The organism is Paenibacillus sp. OV219, from assembly GCF_900110075.1.
GTDB lineage: Bacteria > Bacillota > Bacilli > Paenibacillales > Paenibacillaceae > Paenibacillus_Z.
This window is the reverse complement of sequence record NZ_FOCJ01000007.1, coordinates 306,379-325,100: the sequence shown is the minus strand read 5'-3', so window position 1 is coordinate 325,100 and position 18,722 is coordinate 306,379. Positions and strand designations below refer to the sequence as shown.

Genomic DNA, 18,722 nt, shown 5'->3' with positions numbered 1-18,722 from the left:
CCATCGTCAACGATGCCTCCTCCAGCCAGCTCACGTCATATCTGGAAAAGCCGCCGCCGCATGCAGTTCTGCCTGCACACTCGCCAGCTCCGTCCCCCGTTTCTCCTCATTCCATCCGAACCGCTGCCCAAGCAGCCGTACGACCGCGCCCGTCAACTTCTCCGCACGCCCCCGGTCGAACAAGATCATCCCCGTGCGTCGCATCAAGAAGTCTACCGCGCTGCACGTCATTTCCTCTTCCACCGCAAAATCAAGCTCCGCACGCAGCGCCCACTCCAGCCGCGCATTATGCAATGCCTCCGCACGACCAACTGCGACGGTAATCCGCCGCCCAGCAGCCGCACTACCCGCTTCACCTGCACCACTCGCTCCACCAGCTCCGCCGGCACCACCTGCTCCACCAGCACTCCCTGCACCACTCACGCCACTGGCACCACCCGCTCCGCCAACACCCGCTCGAACGTCCTCGCTCGCAGCCGCAACGGGCAACCCTGCTCCCGCAGAAGCAGCAGCCCGTTGCTCATTTGCTTCCGCACGTTCATACGCGGCGTATCGCGCAAGCAGCTTCGGCGCATTACTGCCGTATCGCGCAACCCAGCCACTCAGTGATTCCTTCGGTACGCCCTGGCGCTCTCCATCCAGAAGCAGTGCTTCGCACATTGCTTCAAAGGTCGGATAGCCGCTGTAGTCGCCGCCAGAGAGCACTTCCTTATGCGTCGTGCAACCTTTGAACTTGCGTCCGGTTCCCTCTTTGACATCCGCTGCGACGAGATCCACGACCTTCTCCGCCATTTTGCGAAAACCGGTCAGCTTCCCGCCTGCAATCGTAACGAGCCCTTTGTCCGATATGAAGATCTCATCCTTACGCGAAATCTCCGATGGGCTCTTCCCGTCTTCGTGAACGAGCGGCCGAACTCCTGCCCAGCTTGACTCAATATCTGCGCTAGTCAGCGCAGCCGTTGGAAAAGCCGCGTTCACCGCCGTCAATAAATAATCGCGGTCAGCGCGCGTCGTAATAACATCGCCAGGATCGTCGTTATAAAAGGTATCCGTCGTTCCGAAATACGTCTTCCCATCACGCGGGATTATAAAAATCATTCTTCCATCAGACACATCTATATAAATCGCCTGCTTCACAGGCAGCTTGGCATAGTCTACTACAAGATGGACTCCCTTGGTCAGCATGAGCCGCTTCCCTTCAATCTTGCCATCCATGCTGCGCACGTGATCGGCCCACGGTCCTGCTGCATTGACGATTTTACGCGCATAGATGTCGTAGCTCTTCCCGCTGCGAATATCCTTCACTCTTGCTCCGCAGATGACGCCATCCCGATAAAGCATTTCCTCTGCCTTCGCATAATTCACAATGGAAGCGCCGTGGCGATGCGCCGTCTTCATCACTTCCAGCGTCAGTCGCGCATCATCTGTTCGATACTCGTAGTAACGACCGCTGCCTCGAAGACCTTCACGCTTCAAAAGCGGCTCCAGCGCTTCCGTCTGCTCGCGCCTATACATACGCCGCCGCTCCGCATGTTTCACTCTTGCCAGCCGATCATAAATATATAAACCAATGGAGGAGGCGTAGTAGCCGAAGGTACCGCCCTTGTACACCGGCATCAGCATCGGCGCAGGCATAACAACATGCGGCGCATGTCGATGCAGCAGCGCACGTTCCCGGCCCACTTCCGCGACCAGTCTCACTTCACCCTGCTTAAGATAACGCAGCCCGCCATGCACAAGCTTCGTCGACCGACTGCTCGTACCTTGCGCGTAATCGCCCATCTCAACGAGACCAGCCCGCAGCCCGCGCCGCGAAGCGTCCCAGGCGATGCCCGCCCCTGTAATGCCCCCTCCAATGATAAGCACATCCAATAGTTCAGATGCCATTCGTTCCAAATACATCGTTCGTGCCGATGCCGAGAAAGGTTCGTTCATTGCCTGCAAGCCCTCCTTATGAGCAAAAACTCCACAAGATATGCTTCATTACATGCTGATATGACCTACGGAATCGTCTCTTTTATCAGTATAAACGCAGGAGGAATTTCATACCAGTTGTCAGCATATATGATATTAATAATTTACGAAACTTAGTTTCACTGAATAAAACTTTCACCAACAAGGAGGCACAACATCGATGACCACGGCACAATCATTCTCGTTCGAAGGAATTGACCACATTCAGCTTGCTGCACCACCAGGCTGCGAGAATGCAGCTAGGGAATTTTATGCGGGCATCCTTGGCTGGACGGAGGTTCCCAAGCCAGTCGAGCTGCAGAAGCGCGGCGGAGTCTGGTTTCAGTGCGGCTCGCATCAGGTACATATTGGGGTGCAGCAGCATTTTGTCCCGGCGCTAAAGGCACATCCGGCCTTCCTCGTTCACCAGCTCGATGCGCTGCACAGCCATATCACTGCCGCAGGCATCACTGTAATCAACGATGATGCACGGAGCTCGGAGTCTGCCGCTAAGTGCCGTCTGGATAAAATCAGCCGTTACACTTACGGCTCCATCCGCCGTTTCTATGTGAGCGACCCTTGGGGCAATCGACTCGAATTTATGGAATATATCACACTGTAACCTTCTGTAACCTTTTCCCAACCCAGTGCGTCTATCCGATCATACGAACTTATACCAATGATTGGGAGATGCGCCAACAATGAAGCTCAATTCCTTCGTAAAACGTGCTACCGCAACTATGATCATCGCCGGAGCCATAACCACTTGCATTGCCGCCGCACCACCGACCGGACTAGCCTCTGCCAAAGCAGAAGCAGAAGCCAACATTGCTCCACAGCAAACAAAGCCGATCTTCGTCTACTTCAACAGCATGCAGCTGACCACCTCGGATACAACAGCGATTATTAAGGACGGCAACCTGCTGCTCCCGCTGGGTCTGCTCGGCGGCATCCCAGGTGCTTCGTTCTCTTTTGACACCGCCAGCCAAACGATCTATGCCTCCTACGATACGCACAAGGGTAGTCTTCGTATTGGTGAACAGTCAGGCACGGTGGACGGTCACAGCATGACTTTTGCCGGCAAAGCCGTTCTGCTCAACAAGCGCATCTACGTCCCTGCCCGCTTCGCGGTCGCTGCAATCGGCGGAACGATTCTTTGGGACGCGAAATACCGGATTGCATCCATCTTCGGCTCGCAATATGTTACGGCGAATGGCAAGGGCGGTCAGTACCGGCTTGATGGCACAACAGGCGCGCTTTATTTCAAAATGAAAGGTCAGCAGCAGAAGCTAATCGGCAAGAGCATCGCGAAGCTAAACCTCGGCTACATTCCGATGGCAACGATGAGCGTCATCTCGATCGGCAAAGACAGTGAGCTAATTACGATTAGCCATATCCATGGGGAACCATTAATCAACGACGAAGAATACACCTTGTTCGTGAGAAATGGCGTAATCGTTCATCAGATGCAAGCGCACTATTGGCAGTTCTCGCCTCGAAATATAGTAACAGCAGGCGACCTGGCAGTCATGACGGATGGCCGCAACGTGCAGCTCGTGAACGGCGACGCCCAAATTGTCCGACGCTATTCGCTCCCTGAGCTCGCAGGGCTAGCAGGGGGAGCTGCCACTTTTGATATTGAGTCTGTACATAGCGACTTCCTGCTATTTCGCTCAACCGAGGGGTGGCTGTACATCGCCGATTTCAAATCCGGCAAGACGACGACGCTCTATCAAACATTCAAGCTCGATCCGAAGCAGCTCGCCCCCTTCTATGACGGAATCACATTCAAGGAGCAGGACGGGAATAAGCTCTACTTTGAAGTAGCGTCTAACATGGATGGCCATCATGAAATTCTCTCGTACGGGATTGGTGGCGCTTAGATTCTGTGGTAAACTATTGTCAAAATCATGCTGTATGCGACTGGCGAGAAAAACGTGGAATCAACCACGGGGAAGCATACATTCGGCACATCTACCGTTCGCCTGGGTAAAGTATTTGCGCTTGGCACCCCTTTGTCTTCTTAGACAGGGGCGCCCTAGCGCGAATACTTTTTTTATTCCACGGATAAAGGAGAATGGATCAACATGACAATGGCACGACTGCTCAAGGCAAAAGAAGCGGCAGATCTCGTCTACGCCGGCATCCGGGCGCGCTCCTCGGAGCATCAGAGGAATGAAATCCAGCCGCGTATGGCGACACTGCTCATTGAGGGCGACCCGGCATCGGCTTATTACGCCAAGTCAAAGCAGCGCATGGCTGAGAAGCTCGGCATCGCGTTCGACCTGCACAGCCTCAAAGCTGACATTACGGCTGATGAACTGACCGGCTTGATTCAGTCTCTGAACACGGACGAGCGGATTCATGGCATAATGCTGGAGCTGCCGCTGCCGAAGCATCTGTCCGTTACAACCATCGTGGCGCACATCTCTCCGCTCAAAGATATTGACGGCGTCACGCCCGCCAATAAGCTGGCTACGCTAACAGGTGAAGCGGGCCTCTACCCGGCAACTCCGCAAGCCTGCATCGAGCTGCTTCGGCACTACGGCTATCCGCTTGAAGGTCGCAACGTCACCTTGATCGGCAGAGGCCAGACGGTCGGACTGCCGCTGTTTCATCTGCTGCAGCGCGAACAGGCGACCGTCACCGTCTGCCATTCGCGCACGCCGGATATCGCCTCGCATCTGCGGCATGCGGATATTGCCATCGTCGCCGCAGGCAAGCCGGGCATCATCACTCGCGAGATGGTGCAGCCGAATCCCGATCTCGTTGTCATTGATGCCGGTATCAATGAAATAGCCGACGGCTCCATCATTGGCGATGCCGCTGCTGACGTGAACGAAGCGGCATCAGCTGTATCGCCGGTTCCGGGCGGCGTCGGCACGCTCACGACCGCTGTGCTCTTTCGCAATCTGATGGATGCGATTCAGCTTCAACTTCAAGCAACTAGAGAGGAGAATAACCGATGACAACGGTAGGCTGGGACGATTCTTTGCGCCGCTTTCTGGAGAGAGCGGCAAGCGCCGATCCAACGCCAGGCGGCGGAAGCGCCGCTGCGGTTGCCGCAGCGCTCGGCACTGCCATGTCAGCGATGGCTAGCCATCTGACGCAGGGCGACAAATTCGCCGAAGTGCAGCACCTCATCACGCCAGCACTGGATCAGCTCACGTGGCTGTCCTCCGAATGCGAGGAGCTGCTTGCTGCAGATATTCGCGCATTCGATCAATACATGGCGGCGCTCAAGCTGCCGAGAGCCACCATCGATGAGAAGCTTCGCCGCAAGGCAGTGCTTCACGATGCAACGATCAGCGCCATTGATGTACCGCTCCGCTTGATGCGCGTATGCCGCTCCGGTCTGCAAGCGACCCAGGGCATTGCTGCCTGCACGAACCCGCATGTCATCTCGGATCTCGGCATTGGCGCGATCTTGCTTGAAGCGGCTGCACAGTCGGCACTGCTCACGGTGCAGATCAACCTGGCTGCGCTCAAGGACGACCCGCTCGGCGAGGAACTCAACACAACTGCAAGCACGCTGATTGCCGACATCGAGCAAATAAAAAACCGGACATTAGCTGTCGTTCGCGACAGAATCTAATGTCCGGCTCTTTCGAATCTTATTCCAGCTACAGCCTTCCGTAATTGCGCAGCACGTTCAGCACAACCGTAGTCGTATAGGCCTGCCAATGCTTCAAATCATGCTCATCATTCCAGCCTCCATCCTCGCGCTGCGAGGATGCGAGGTGGTCGAGGAACTTGATTATAAGCTCTGGCGGCGTCGCTTGCGCAACCGGGGAGTCCGGCGTCTGGGCGAAAGAGAAGTACGAGAAGTACTGCTTCGGCTCCGCCTTGGATGCGCAAGCAATAATGTTCGCAATCGCAGCTTCCCTGTGCAGCGCAAGCTCCTGCGTTGCTGGCGTATTCACATAGTAATCAAAGGCGTGATAAGCCATGAACAGCCACTCATTCGCCTCGATTTGCGCTATGTCCAGCTCCTCGCTTGCCCACCGGGCAGTAGATGCCTTGAGCTCGTCCGAACAAACTCCCAGCCGAATCAAATTTCCTGTAATCGAATCCGGCTTCGTCTGCCCGCCTCCACTCCACCATGGCGCGAGCGGGTATTTCATCAGCGAATCTGGATTGCGTAAGGAACCGTCCGCTTCGCGATTACGCTCCACCCACCCCGCCGTACCCTCAAGCAGCGGAACTAGAGGCGCTCCGGTATCCCGGTTAATATTCAGCAGAAACTCTAGCGCCAGCGGATGCGAGTCCGGGCATTTGATATCATGTTCAAGACCGTGCGCCCAGCCTCCGTCCTCGTTCTTATAGTTCAACAGACAGCTATGCAGACGCTCGATGGAGCCGCCGTCAAATAAATAGCTGAACAACGCTTGCTCCCACAATAGCCCGTTTGCATATACAAATTGTCTTGCAAGGTCGACGGATACCGACATGCGCGCTAACCTCCAATTGGCTTCTTTTACTCCCCTACTATTTCGGTATGAGCTCGCCAATCCCTTCCAATTGCCTAGCAGAAATGCACCTATCGCCAGTTACGCCGCTCCTTGTAGCAGTACGCTAAACCTGACGCCTTCCGGTGTATTCGTTATGCTGTACTGCGCTCCGTGGGCATCCAGCACTTTGCTTACGATATACAATCCTAGCCCGCTGCCTCCGGTTGAGCGGCTTCGCGATTGCTCCGCGCGGTAGAATGGCTCGAACAGTCGCGGCAGCTTCGGCTCATCAATCGCCACCCCTGTGTTGAGCACCTCAAGCCGATACATCATTCGCGGCCGGACGCCATCCGCGCTTATGCTCACTGGCTCTTCCCACAAACGTACAATGACCCGCTCCTCATCACCGGAATATTGCACTGCATTCGTAATGATATTCGAGACCGCTTTGGACATGAGCCGCTCATCTGCCGTAATGATCGCTTCATCCGGCAGCTCGCAATCGAGCGTCATGTTCTTCACATTGGCTAAGTAGCTTACATGACCGACCGATTCGCGGATAAGCTCCACAAGATCCACCTCCCGCATAAGCGGCAGGAAGTCGCGACTCTCAAGCTTAGACAGCTCTAATATCTCATGAACGAGCTTGTCCATATCCTGCATGATCGTATAGGACTTGCGCAAATACGTGTCTCGATCCCGGAACGCCCCAACGTTCGCGATCATGGCCTCGAGCTGTCCACTCACTGCGGTAATCGGCGTCTTCAGCTCATGCGAGATCGTTGCCACGAACTCGCGCCTTTTGGATTCCTGCTCGCGCTCCCGTTCAATGTCGCTCTTGAGCTGCGTGTTCGCTTCCTGCAGCTCGCCCATCGTTGATTGCAGATTAACGGCGAGCCTGCTGAGGCTAAGTGACAGCTCCCCTAGCTCATCACGCGTCTTCAGCGCCGGCTCCGTTGCGGAGAAGTCCAGCTTCGCAAGACGTCTTGCAACCTTGTTCAGCGAAAGCAGCGGCTTTGCAATAAGCCTTGAATAGATGAGCGCTCCGCCAATTGCGATGAGCAGGATCGGAATGAGCATATAAGGCAGGAATAGCAGGATGACGCCTGCAGCCTCGCCAACCGGTTGCAGCGGCGCATCCACGTACAGCGTGAATACTTCATCGCTCTCGGCGAATTTGATTTTTCTCTCTACGCTGAGCAGATGCATGCCTCGATCGCTAGGGTCCCTGCTGCCGGCCTCAAACCTTCCCGCCTGCATTTGCTTGCGAAGGCCGAGGTAGCTGTCACCGGTCCCTATCCAGTTCTTCATCGTGCGGAAATTCGGCGGAATGTAGTACCCGTTCCCGTCGCTGTCGCGCAGCATCATCATGGCGTTATGCTCCTGACCGAACTGAGCCATAAGCGGAATGGCATCTGTAGTGCTTTTGCCGTCGATGCCCTTCACGAGTTCACTGACGCCACTCTCGAGACGATCCTGTTTGATTAATTTATAGTAACTCGGCAGCATGAAGTAGAGCGTCAAGTAAATGACCAGCGCGAACATGACGAGGAGCGCTGTCGTGACGAGGAAGATTTTGAACCGAATGCCTTTGCGTCGTGTCATCCTTCCACCGCCGTGACTTCCGTTTCAAGCGAGTACCCGACTCCTTTGACCGTACGAATAACGGAGATGCCGAGCTTCTTCCGAATGTTCTTAATATGAGCGTCGACAATGCGGGAATCGCCGTAATAGTCGTAGCCCCACACTTTGTCGAGCAGCATGTCCCTTGTCAGAATGCGCCCGGCATTATGGATGAGCGTGTTCAAAATATCAAATTCCTTCGTCGTCGTATCAATCGGCTTGCCATCGACATACACCTTGTATGCATCGGCATCAAGTCTCAGTCTGCCATCAAACAGCAGCTCGCCCGACTGTCCGCCCCGCGTGCGCCGAAGCACCGCTTCGACCCGCTTCATGAGCACATGGAACGAGAACGGCTTCGTCACGTAATCGTCCGCCTCTTCCTCGAACGCCTTCAGCTGATCCTTCTCCTCGCTGAGCGCCGTAAGCACGATGACCGGCGTATCGGATTTCTCTCGGATTAAACGGCACACTTCATAGCCGTTCATCGACGGCAGCATCAAATCGAGTATAACCAGATCGTAATTGGCCTGCTGAAACTTCTTCCAGCCCTCCAAACCATCGCTTGCTACATCTACCTCATAGCTCTGCGCGCGCAGAAACTCGGCAATAAGCTCTTGAATATAATAATCGTCTTCGACAACGAGAATAGCGGCTGGCATAGCAGCAATCCCCCATCCTAATAAGTTACTCTAAGCATACCTGTTGAATATGAAAGGAATATGAATATGGGCTAAAAAAGAGGTGAACGAAAAAAACTGACACCGCTATATTGCCGCAGTGTCAGTCCGTCAGTTCATGCCTCTGTTATTGCTCCTATTGCCTGCCCTCATTCGCCAGCTTCTCTTGCGCCATGCGGACTAACTCCTTGACCATCGCGCCGCCGATCTGACCGCCGATTTGACCGGCAGACTCCGTCGAGAGCTGACCGTTATACCCATGCTCAAGTGGAATCCCAAGCGATTTCGCCACCTCGTACTTCACATCGTCAGGACGGCTCGGATTAACGACGTAGCCTTCCCTCCGCATCACCTCGGCTTTGAACGCGCTCATCTGCGCATCCGCTGCTGGGACAAGATGCTTTCTTCGACTTCTTCGTGCCATTTTGACCTATCCGCCTCCTTCTGGAGTATCTACCGCTTACCGTACCCCATGGCGAAATGTTCTATTCAGGCACTCATTCGAACCAACCTTTAACCTTGAACCAGGCATACATGCCGACAGACAGGATAGCCATTACAATAAGAATGATAAAATACCCGGCATGCCATTGCAGCTCCGGCATATTCGAGAAATTCATTCCGTAAATCCCGGCAATGAACGTGAGCGGCATGAAGATTACCGTAATGACCGTCAGCGTCTTCATAATCTCGTTCATCCGGTTGGAATTGATCGACATATAGTGATCACGCAGATCCGACGTCATATCGCGGTTGGAATCGACCATCTCTGCGAGCTTCAGCAGATGATCATAGATATCCGTGAAGAACAGATGATAATGTGGCAAAGCCTCGATTCGTTGCGTGTTCAGCAGCCGGTAGAGCAGATCCCGCATTGGAACGAATGTTTTGCGCAGCTTCAGCAGCTTGTTGCGAATATCGAACACATGGTTCAAATTCGAGCGGAAGCCTTGCTCATTCGTCCCTTCCGTCTCAAACTCCAGCAACTGATCTTCGATCGCCTGCAATGCCGGAAAATACTGATCCACCAGCTCATCCATCACCGCATAAGCCGCATGCAAATTGCCATGCACTTCGGTGTGCGGCTTATGGCGAACCTTCTCCCAAGCTTGATCGATCTCGTGATGCGTCTGGAGGTGGTAGCTGACGAGAAAGTTTTTGCCGATGAACAGATCTACTTCCGTTGCTTCGAGCGTACGCTCGTCAATCGCATGAAGGACGAAGAAGTGGACATCTTCATAATGATCCATCTTCGGCCTTTGCAGGTAGAGCATACAGTCTTCGATTGCGAGCGGATGAAAATGAAAATAGTCATCCAGCAGCTTCGATTCCTCTGCAGTCGGTTCGCAGAAATCAACCCAGTACCACTGGATATGGGCCTTCGGGTCGTCTAGCTCCGAGAGGTTTGACAGCTGCATCACGCGATGGTCCTTCGTAATCAGCATTATTCGCATCATGATGGCGGCGCTCCGTCTCTTTTTGCATCCATTGTAGCATTATCGGTAACGAAACTTAAAGCTGACGACACCGCTCTTATCCATCGTGTACGAATAGCCGCTAATTTCCGCTGCATGCTTCTGCATGATCGGACTCCACGCATTCGCACCTTGGCTGTCGGCATACTGCCGCTTCAGCGTAATGGAATCCGCCTTCACTCTAATTGCCGCTTCAATCCGCTCTTCGAATTGCTGCGGCGTATCCACAGTCAGCCCGTTGTACGTGTAATAGTTATAAATGATCGCCGTTGCTTTAGGCAGCTGATCGGACCAGACATGGTCACGGTGAAGCTCCTCATCCGTCACGTTGAAGTATCCATAGGTCAGGCGGCCTTCGACATCCGGTACTGGATCATCCCAGGTAACGTCCAGATTGTAGTAGGCTCCGCCAATCCTCACTTTATTCCATGCATGCGCGACGCCATCGACCGAACCCGTCACAATATTCGATTCAATGCCCGCCATCGTAAGGAGCAGCTGCGCCGAGTAAGCATAGCCTTGGCACACCGCGATTCCTTTCATCAGCGAGCCGTAGATTGTATAAGAATCCGCCGGGACCGTGTTGTTCTCGTAATTGTCGTAGTCATAAGCGATATGCTGCAGTAAATAATTGTGGATGGCGAGCTCCCGGTCATATTCTGTCATGTCAGGCTTCAGAATGTTTGCGAGAATTTGCTTCGCTTTGACATCAACCGCTCTTGCCCGTTCGTCCTTAATGACGACTGGCAGTGTTTGATTCGAGGCATTCAATAGATCGAGCTCATCCTTTACAAAATAAGTCCCGAACCGCGTGTAAATCCGATAAACCAGCACAATCGACTGCTCCCGCGTCGTTGTCGAGCGCGGCATAAATTTCAGCAGGCTGCCGTAGCTGTTGCCCTTCATAATGCCATTGGCCGCGAGTAACGTCACGGCATCCTTCGACCATGCCGCAACCTGCTTGGCATCGGCGAATACAGGAGCGGCACCTTGCTCACCTGTCAGCCTGCCTTGCATGCCTGCAATCGCGAGCGTGTTGTACAGCATGAGCGACAGCTGCTCCCGCGTAATGCTTGCGGATGGGGCGAAGGTATTCGCGCTCGTGCCTTTAACAATGCCGAGGCTGTAGGCTTGCAGCACAGGGTAGCTGTTCGTGTCCTTGAACGGATCCGCCTTCGGTGCGGGCGGCTTCTCGCCGGTCAGCACCTCATAGAGCTGCACGGCCATCTCACTGAATTCCTGGCGGGTCAGCGGCTTCTGATAGCTATTCGTCAACCCATACGGGATGAGCCCGCTTGTCAGAGCATCTTGAATCTCTTGCTGCGCCCACACGCTCGGAGAGCCGGTAGCGGCAGCCGCATTAGCCTGGCCTAGGCTTGCGTCCAATTGGCTCACACTTAATGTGACGAAAGCGATAACGGTAATCCCATATTTTTTCATTCGTTGTATGTAATTCATGATTCGGTGATCCTCCTACAGCTTTAAATCGAAGATGAAGCTATGAAACTATTAGTCTAGTTTAGCACAGATCTGGGGATGACTTACATTTTATTGCATGAAGATCTACATAAAATAAACCTCAAGTCCCTGTTAGTGATCCTCGGACTTGAGGTTCTTATCTTGTCGAAACGAGCTTATGTAGCTAGTCTAGGAGGCTCTGTATGAACCTAGCTCAGCCAGCCGTTCTTCTCCGCGATGCCGATCGCGTCGATTCGATTCTTCGCCTCCAGCTTCTGAATCGCTTCGGATAAATAATTGCGCACCGTGCCCGCTGAGAGAAACAGCTGCTTCGCGATATCGCCAGCCGTAAGTCCTGCAGCCGCCAGCTTCAGCACCTCTTGCTCCCGCTCTGTGAGCGGATTCTCGGTGTCCCAAAATGTCATTGCCAGCTCCGGACTTACCGCCCGGCCGCCAGCATGTACAGTTCGCAGCGCCGCACCGAGCTCATCAATCGGCGAGTCCTTGAGAAGAAAACCACGCACGCCCGCTTTCATCGCCCGCTGGAAATACCCGGATCGCGAGAACGTCGTCAAGATGACAACACGGCAGGAATGGCCCTGCTCCTTCAGCTTCTCCGCCACATCCAGTCCGCTCATCTCAGGCATCTCAATGTCCATGACGCAAATGTCAGGCACCAGTTCCTGAATGAGATCAAGCGCCTGCTTGCCGTTCTCCGCTTGCCCGATCACTTCAATGTCGTCCTCCAAATCGAGCAGCGCACTTAGCGCGCCGCGCAGCATTCCTTGATCTTCCGCTACGATGACCTTCATCCGCCTATTCCCCCTTTCTCGGCTTCTTTCGCTACGAGCGGCACGGTCATCACAAGCCGCGTTCCGCGTCCAATAGATTCGACGGCCAAGCTGCCCTCAATTAACTTGAGGCGCTCCCGCATTCCTTTGATCCCATTCCCACCGCGAGCATCCAGCCATACGCCGTTCTCGTCGGACTTGCTCAGTCCAACGCCATTGTCCGAAACCGAGAGTGTCAGCCGGCTGCCTTCTCCAGCCAGACGAACGGTGCACAGCTTCGCCTTGCTATGTTTGACGACATTCGTGACCGCTTCACGCAGACACATGCCAAGTATATTGTTGATCGTCGTGGATGGAATCTCTAGCTCCATATTGCTTTCCGCCTCTAGTACAATCCCCGCCGCAGACAAAATCTGCTTTGCATGGGCAAGCTCATCACGAACGGTGAGCGCGCTCATGCCCGAGACGAGTTCCCGCACCTGCCGCAGCGCCGCACGCGAGGTCGCCTGAATGTCCTTCACTTCCTGAACCGCCCTCTCCGGATGCTTGAGGATAAGCTTCTCGGCCAGTTCGCTCTTCAGCGTAATGAGCGAGAGAGTGTGGCCTAGCGTATCATGCAGATCGCGCGAGATGCGCTGGCGCTCTTCATTCTTGGACAGCCTCGCAATTTCTTCATTCGCCAGATTAAGCCGCTTCCTCAGCTCCTTCGATCTGCGTCCGATCATGAATGCGAACGGCATGAACAGCATAATGAGCATCGCAGGCAAATATTGCAGCATGGCATCTAGGCTGCTGAACAGCGACCAGTACCAGATCGTCGCACCCAACAGAGCTGCCAGCACGCCAAGCGCCATGTACATCTGCTTGCGGTTAATCAGCATGCCAATTAGAGGGGCTGGATAGAATGCCATGTAGATGGAGCCTTCATCCGCTAAGCAGAACATTCCAACGAGCACGATAAGCATGAGTATGCCATAGAATCGCATCCGTTCGAACCGGAAGCTGCACACATAGATGATGATAAACAACACAACCGCCGTAACGCCAAGAACCACCTTAAGAGGCGGCTGCTGGAATAAATAGTAGAGCGGAAACACAAGATAAACGAGCCATACCATAGAGAAAATCATAGGCGGACCCGACTGAGCCTGATCAGCCTGACGAGTTTGTTGAGACCGCCTTAATGATTCCGACATATTGCTACACCGCTTCCTGTTTCTTCATAATGTAAGCGGAAATCCGCATGCACACGGCAACATAGATGACCAGAATGAGAACGCCCTGCCAGTCGATTGAACCGCCGCCGATGATGTTCCACGCGCCTTGACCTAGCCGGTACGTAGGCGTCAGCTTCGAGATCGTTTGCATCGTATCTGACATCGATTCCGTCGGCATCCACAAGCCGCCAAGAACCGACAGAGCCATATAAACAATCGTACTCAGCACTTGAACCGCATCAGGATTGCGCATAGAGCCGAACAGCGTTCCAAGCGACATGAAGGACAAGCCGCCGATCCAGATCCATAGACCACTCTCAATCCAGAGAGCTGCCGACAAATCGATGTGTTTTCCTAAGCCTCCGATGACAAACATCATCACGATGATAACAAGGTTGATAATCGCTTGAGCAGCGATTTTCGAAACGATATAGGCCCAGGAAGGTAGTGGCGTAATCTTGAGCAGCCTGATCCATCCGAGCGAACGCTCGCGCGCAATCCGAATACTGAATGTAGAGAAGCTCGCGCCGATAATGCCATAACAGGTCATCGACATCAAGTAGTACGCCGACCAATCTACGCCGCCGACCTTCTGATTGCCAACAACATTGGAGAACAAGAAGAAGAACATGACTGGCATGACGACTGAGAAAATAACAAACCGTTTATTTCGAACCGTTCTTAGCAGTTCTGCTTTACACTGGGCGATCGTCGCCCGAAGCATCGTTGAATTCACCGTATGCTCAACTCCTCCATATATTTTATCCGTACGAATCGCCAATTATTGATTAGCTTGCTGCACAAGCGCTTGGAACGCACTCTCCAGACCGCCGCTTTGAATCTCGATATCACTCATCTCGAATCGTTTCTCAACAAGGAGCGTTATGAGCTTATCCGTATTCCCGCTCGACAGCTTCACCCTGCGACCGCTCCACTCGATACTCGTGATGCCCGGCAGCTCTTGCAGCGATTCCGTCGTCACAGATGGACCTGCGATGAATGAAATAACACGTCCGGTTGTCTCTGCTTTGATTTCGCTCGGCGTTCCGTCTGCAATAATCCGGCCATTATTGATTACGACGATTCGGTCAGCCACACTGTCCGCTTCATCCAAGTAGTGCGTAGTAAGCACAATCGTCCGGCCACGGCCTGCCATCGCTCGCACCGTGTCCCAGAACAGCTGCCGTGAAGTAACGTCCATCCCAACCGTCGGTTCATCGAGAAAAATCACTTCCGGATCTCCTGCCAGCGCAAGCGCGAATCCGAGGCGGCGTTGCTGTCCGCCCGACAAAGCCGTTGCTAACTTACCTTTCTCCGCTTCGAGGTTCGACACTTTAAGCAAGTAGTCGAGCGCAAGCGGCTTCTCATAGTAGCTGCGGAACAGCTCAATCGTCTCCCCGACCTTGAGTCCGTCGATGACGCTGACATCCTGCAGCATCGCGCCGATCCGATCCCTTACATGCTGCTTTCGCGGATCGTCGCCGAGCAGCTTCACGGTTCCTTTCGTCGGCTGATGCATACCGAGAATCATCGACACCGTCGTTGTTTTGCCTGCGCCATTGGGCCCGAGCAGCGCCACAACGGTTCCCTCTGCAATTGACAGCGTCAAATCATCGACAGCTTTCTTGTCCTTATACACTTTACTGACGCCTGTTAGCTGTATCGCTGGTTTCATGGATTCGTCCTCGCTCCTTCTCTATTCGCTCATTTGATCTGTTCTAAGCATACCTTCCCGCCCTTAATGAGGGAATTTATGAATGTAATGCTTTTCGTATGACATATGTCATGTGATAGGGATGTAGGAAGGCGATTCCTTTCATTTGACAAATGTCTTATTAGGCAGTTGTTTGACAATTATGTGACAAGCGCGTATAATCGATTATTGTATCAAGTGTAACCTCTGGTTTTTTCCTCATAGATGTGTTGTTTACCCTCCAGATCACCACATAGTTTTCCTTTTTATTCTCAACGGCTGCTTTAAAGGAAACACGGATTCAAACTGGCGCGGCCGAGGAGCCGCAAGGACGTTAGAGAGGTTAGGGCTTTCGTTGCTTTCGTGCATAAGTATTTATTATGAAAGTAGGAAGACATTAGCGGTTACGCTTATTATATATGAGGCGCGGAATCATTCGCCTGCATAGCATTACACAACAGACCCTCGCTTCGAGATGAAGCGAGGGTCGTCCAATTTATACGGCTTTATTGATCAAAGGCACCGCTTCGGCGTCTTTCTTTTCTAAGCTGATCCACACGAGTCCCGCTGCCATGAACAGCGTTCCCGCGAACTGCCAAAGGCTGATGCTCTCATCAAAGAATAGGTAGCCGACCGCCACCGCTGCCGCCGGAACGACATAACGGAAGAAGTTCGCACGCGCCGCGCCGATGCGGAACATGCTGTCATTCCAGACGATGAACGCAATGACCGTACAGATCACCACATTATACAGGATTGCCGAGTAGTGGCTGGCAGTCAACCCGCTCCAGTCCACTTTGCCCCAAGAGCCAAGCGTAAGCGGGAACATGAACAGGACGCCGAAGATGATAATCCAAGTGCTGACCCTCAGCGCGGAGTACTGTTTCATGAGCGGCATGCAAGCAAGATTATATAACGCCCCGATGATACTCACGCAAAACGCAAGCAAATTGCCGATCATATGATCCGATGACATATTGAACCCTTCGCTGCCGCCAAGAATGACGAAGCACACGCCAATCATCGCTGCCGCGCCTCCAGTTACTAGCCGCCGGGAGATGCGCTCTCTCATAAACAAAGGCCCGAACAGCGCTGCGAAGATCGGCCAAGGCGCTACATTCAGCAGCGAAGCATTCGCCAGCGTCGTATATTTAATCGAATACACGACGATAATTTCGAGCCCGGTAACGCCAACAAGTCCGATAATAGCCGTCTGCAGCATAGCTTTTGGCGCGATGCCTATGCGGCCTTCTCTGATTTTGAGCAGGAGAATGAATAGCGGCAGTGAAAGTGCGAACCGGATAAACGCGAATAAAATCGGGTCAAACGTCTCCATCGCCTTGCGTGTAACGCCGAAATTCGCTCCCCAAACCGCTGCAACGAGAACGAGCCCCAAATAATATAACCATTTACGATCCTGTTTCATTGTTTCTTATATACCCCATTCCATGAATTGTAATCTCGCTCACAGTTTGACGGATTCGCCGAGGAAATACAATACAAAAAAATCGGCGCCCGTAAAGAGCGCCGACCGGCTTGTTAGTAAAATGGCTTGAGTATCATGAGGATGAACAGGAGCGATCCCATTGCCGTCGCACCGTAGTACAGTTTGTTCGCCTTGGCAAGCAGCTGTTTCTGATCGTCAGGCACAGGCTGATCAGACGACAGCTTCGTCTCGGCAAGCAGCTTGCCGAGCTGCTTCGTGACCGGGGCTGCAAAGCCGATGACTAGCACTTGAATGGCGACGTACAGCACAAGCGAGCCAATGATCCAGAAGCTGACGAACTCCCAGCCATCTGAGAAGACGAGAATGAGCCCCGTTACAACTGCCATGGAGCCGCCAGTCTTCGGGAATAGCTCCAGCTTGCTACCGAGCTTGAAGGCGCTGCGCAGCTCGCCTACGTTATCTTTTTTGCCAAAGAGAGTGTGGATAAAGAAGGTTGGGCCTACCCCAATGATGGCTGACATGACGTGAAGGAGTACTAGAAATTTCATTCCTCGAATCACCTCGTTATTCATTTTGGAAAAACAGGTACATATGTAAATAATGACCATAATAACACACAGCCACTTACAGCTATATTACGTATCTATTACACCTATTCCTTCCAATTCGTCATGGCTATACGAGGCGGACGCTTCGACTTTTGGCGGCGCTTCGGCTACAATAGCATTGTTTATGTCCATCTCCCTGTTGAAAGGAATGATTCCCGCATGAATGCTCGGATAAATCAGCTTTATACGTATATGGATCAGCATGCGCTAGACGCTGTGCTTGTTAATATGCCGAAGCATGTCTATTACCTAACCGGATTCTCTTCAGACCCGCATGAGCGGTTCCTCGGCCTCATTATCCCGCGCCAAGCAGAGCCGTTCCTGCTCGTTCCCGCGCTTGATCTCGAAGCGGCGCAAGCGGCTTCTGACGTAAAGCTCATCTACACCCACACCGATACAGATAACCCGTATGAGGTGTTGAAGAAGCATTTGCCTGCAGGCATTCAGACGCTCGGACTTGAAAAAGGCTACCTGACCGTTAGCCGGTACGAAGCGCTCAGCGAAGCAATCGGCGCGACTCGCTATGCCGATATCGACGAGCCGCTGCGTGAGATGCGTGTCATTAAGACGGCCGATGAGATCGTACGCATGAAGCATGCGGTTCGCATCATTGAAGATGTGCTCCGCGCGGGCATCGCGCAAGTGAAGCCTGGCGTCACGGAGATCGAGCTGGTGGCGGAGCTGGAATACCAGATGAAGAAGCTCGGCGCGAGCGGCCCTTCGTTCTCCACGATGGTGCTCGCGGGCGAAAAGTCGGCGATGCCGCACGGTGAGCCTGGTGCGCGAGCAATTCGATCTGGTGAGTTGCTCTTATTTGATCTTGGCGTATATGCGGATGGTTATGCATCAGATATTACGCGGACGTTCGCAGTCGGCGATATTTCGGAGGAGCAGGCGAAGATCTATGACACGGTGCTGCAGGGGAACCTGCGCGCCATCGCAGCGACACGCCCAGGCGTGACACTCGCGAGCCTCGACCAAGCTGCACGCGAGCATATTACAGCAGCCGGCTATGGCGAGTATTTCATGCATAGGCTCGGCCACGGGCTTGGCTTGGATGTGCACGAGTACCCTTCCGTGCACGGACAGAATCAGGAGCTTCTGCGCAGCGGCATGGTGTTCACGATCGAGCCGGGCATCTACGTGCCGGCCGTCGGCGGCGTGCGCATCGAAGACGACGTGCTCGTCACGGATAGCGGCGTGGAAGTGCTGACGAGCTTCCCGAAGGAGCTTACGGTGATCGGGTAGATCGATAGAACGGGAATGTAAACAGCCACTGACTTATTGAGGTCAGTGGCTGTTTTATGTTAGAAATGAAATTGCGAT

General features: G+C 53.5%; 18 protein-coding genes and 1 riboswitch. Of the genes, 5 read left to right on the top strand and 13 right to left on the bottom strand.

What is annotated here, in order from left to right:
• Positions 1-30 precede the first annotated feature (30 nt).
• Positions 31-1,935, bottom strand: a complete 1,905-nt coding sequence (locus BMY11_RS19145; protein ID WP_090579721.1) for a glycerol-3-phosphate dehydrogenase/oxidase — start codon at positions 1,933-1,935, stop codon at positions 31-33.
• A gap of 199 nt (positions 1,936-2,134) precedes the next feature.
• Between BMY11_RS19145 and BMY11_RS19140 the strand changes: the two genes are divergently transcribed.
• The 4 genes from BMY11_RS19140 (at position 2,135) to BMY11_RS19125 (ending at position 5,548) form a co-directional block, all read left to right on the top strand.
• On the top strand, positions 2,135-2,575 hold the full coding sequence (locus tag BMY11_RS19140) for a VOC family protein (protein WP_090579719.1): 441 nt from the start codon (positions 2,135-2,137) through the stop codon (positions 2,573-2,575).
• 79 nt (positions 2,576-2,654) lie between these two features.
• A complete protein-coding gene (locus BMY11_RS19135) occupies positions 2,655-3,836 on the top strand; it encodes a copper amine oxidase N-terminal domain-containing protein (RefSeq protein ID WP_090579716.1) in 1,182 nt (393 codons plus the stop codon).
• A 26-nt stretch (positions 3,837-3,862) separates the two neighbouring features.
• Positions 3,863-3,951: riboswitch (ZMP/ZTP riboswitch) on the top strand.
• A 95-nt stretch (positions 3,952-4,046) separates the two neighbouring features.
• A complete protein-coding gene (locus BMY11_RS19130) occupies positions 4,047-4,922 on the top strand; it encodes a bifunctional 5,10-methylenetetrahydrofolate dehydrogenase/5,10-methenyltetrahydrofolate cyclohydrolase (protein ID WP_090579970.1) in 876 nt (291 codons plus the stop codon).
• A complete protein-coding gene (locus BMY11_RS19125; RefSeq protein WP_090579715.1) occupies positions 4,919-5,548 on the top strand; it encodes a cyclodeaminase/cyclohydrolase family protein in 630 nt (209 codons plus the stop codon). The genes BMY11_RS19130 and BMY11_RS19125 overlap by 4 nt, the downstream gene beginning before the upstream one ends.
• A gap of 28 nt (positions 5,549-5,576) precedes the next feature.
• On the opposite strand, the gene BMY11_RS19120 is transcribed toward BMY11_RS19125, so the two are convergent.
• The 12 genes from BMY11_RS19120 to BMY11_RS19065 all read right to left on the bottom strand — a co-directional run bounded on the left by BMY11_RS19120 (position 5,577) and on the right by BMY11_RS19065 (position 17,336).
• Positions 5,577-6,404: a hypothetical protein gene (locus BMY11_RS19120; protein ID WP_090579700.1), complete on the bottom strand. Its 828-nt coding sequence runs from the start codon at positions 6,402-6,404 to the stop codon at positions 5,577-5,579.
• A 99-nt stretch (positions 6,405-6,503) separates the two neighbouring features.
• A complete protein-coding gene (locus tag BMY11_RS19115) occupies positions 6,504-8,009 on the bottom strand; it encodes a sensor histidine kinase (protein ID WP_090579698.1) in 1,506 nt (501 codons plus the stop codon).
• Positions 8,006-8,689: a response regulator transcription factor gene (locus BMY11_RS19110; RefSeq protein ID WP_090579693.1), complete on the bottom strand. Its 684-nt coding sequence runs from the start codon at positions 8,687-8,689 to the stop codon at positions 8,006-8,008. The genes BMY11_RS19115 and BMY11_RS19110 overlap by 4 nt, the downstream gene beginning before the upstream one ends.
• A gap of 154 nt (positions 8,690-8,843) precedes the next feature.
• Positions 8,844-9,131 (bottom strand): small, acid-soluble spore protein, alpha/beta type, encoded by a 288-nt coding sequence (locus tag BMY11_RS19105; RefSeq protein WP_090579690.1) that lies wholly within the window; start codon positions 9,129-9,131, stop codon positions 8,844-8,846.
• Positions 9,132-9,204: 73 nt separating this feature from the next.
• The gene (gene corA, locus BMY11_RS19100; protein WP_090579687.1) at positions 9,205-10,164 is read right to left on the bottom strand and encodes a magnesium/cobalt transporter CorA; all 960 of its coding nucleotides are present in this window, start codon (positions 10,162-10,164) and stop codon (positions 9,205-9,207) included.
• 39 nt (positions 10,165-10,203) lie between these two features.
• Positions 10,204-11,640, bottom strand: coding sequence for an S-layer homology domain-containing protein (locus tag BMY11_RS19095; RefSeq protein WP_090579684.1), 1,437 nt, complete (start codon positions 11,638-11,640; stop codon positions 10,204-10,206).
• 209 nt (positions 11,641-11,849) lie between these two features.
• The gene (locus BMY11_RS19090) at positions 11,850-12,452 is read right to left on the bottom strand and encodes a response regulator transcription factor (protein WP_090579681.1); all 603 of its coding nucleotides are present in this window, start codon (positions 12,450-12,452) and stop codon (positions 11,850-11,852) included.
• Positions 12,449-13,627 carry a sensor histidine kinase gene (locus BMY11_RS19085; RefSeq protein ID WP_090579678.1) on the bottom strand — a complete coding sequence of 393 codons (1,179 nt, stop codon included), beginning with the start codon at positions 13,625-13,627 and terminating at the stop codon, positions 12,449-12,451. Before BMY11_RS19085 ends, BMY11_RS19090 begins: the two co-directional genes overlap by 4 nt.
• A 4-nt stretch (positions 13,628-13,631) precedes the next feature.
• Entirely contained in the window at positions 13,632-14,384 is a 753-nt protein-coding gene (locus tag BMY11_RS19080; RefSeq protein ID WP_090579676.1) for an ABC transporter permease, read from the bottom strand.
• 45 nt (positions 14,385-14,429) lie between these two features.
• Positions 14,430-15,323 carry an ABC transporter ATP-binding protein gene (locus BMY11_RS19075; RefSeq protein ID WP_090579673.1) on the bottom strand — a complete coding sequence of 298 codons (894 nt, stop codon included), beginning with the start codon at positions 15,321-15,323 and terminating at the stop codon, positions 14,430-14,432.
• Between the two features lie 514 nt (positions 15,324-15,837).
• Positions 15,838-16,767 carry a DMT family transporter gene (locus BMY11_RS19070; RefSeq protein WP_090579670.1) on the bottom strand — a complete coding sequence of 310 codons (930 nt, stop codon included), beginning with the start codon at positions 16,765-16,767 and terminating at the stop codon, positions 15,838-15,840.
• Positions 16,768-16,880: 113 nt separating this feature from the next.
• On the bottom strand, positions 16,881-17,336 hold the full coding sequence (locus BMY11_RS19065; RefSeq protein WP_090579667.1) for a DUF2269 family protein: 456 nt from the start codon (positions 17,334-17,336) through the stop codon (positions 16,881-16,883).
• A 219-nt stretch (positions 17,337-17,555) separates the two neighbouring features.
• Here BMY11_RS19065 and BMY11_RS19060 point away from each other — a divergent pair, with 219 nt between their 5' ends.
• A complete protein-coding gene (locus BMY11_RS19060; protein ID WP_090579664.1) occupies positions 17,556-18,644 on the top strand; it encodes a M24 family metallopeptidase in 1,089 nt (362 codons plus the stop codon).
• The last annotated feature ends 78 nt before the right edge of the window (positions 18,645-18,722 follow it).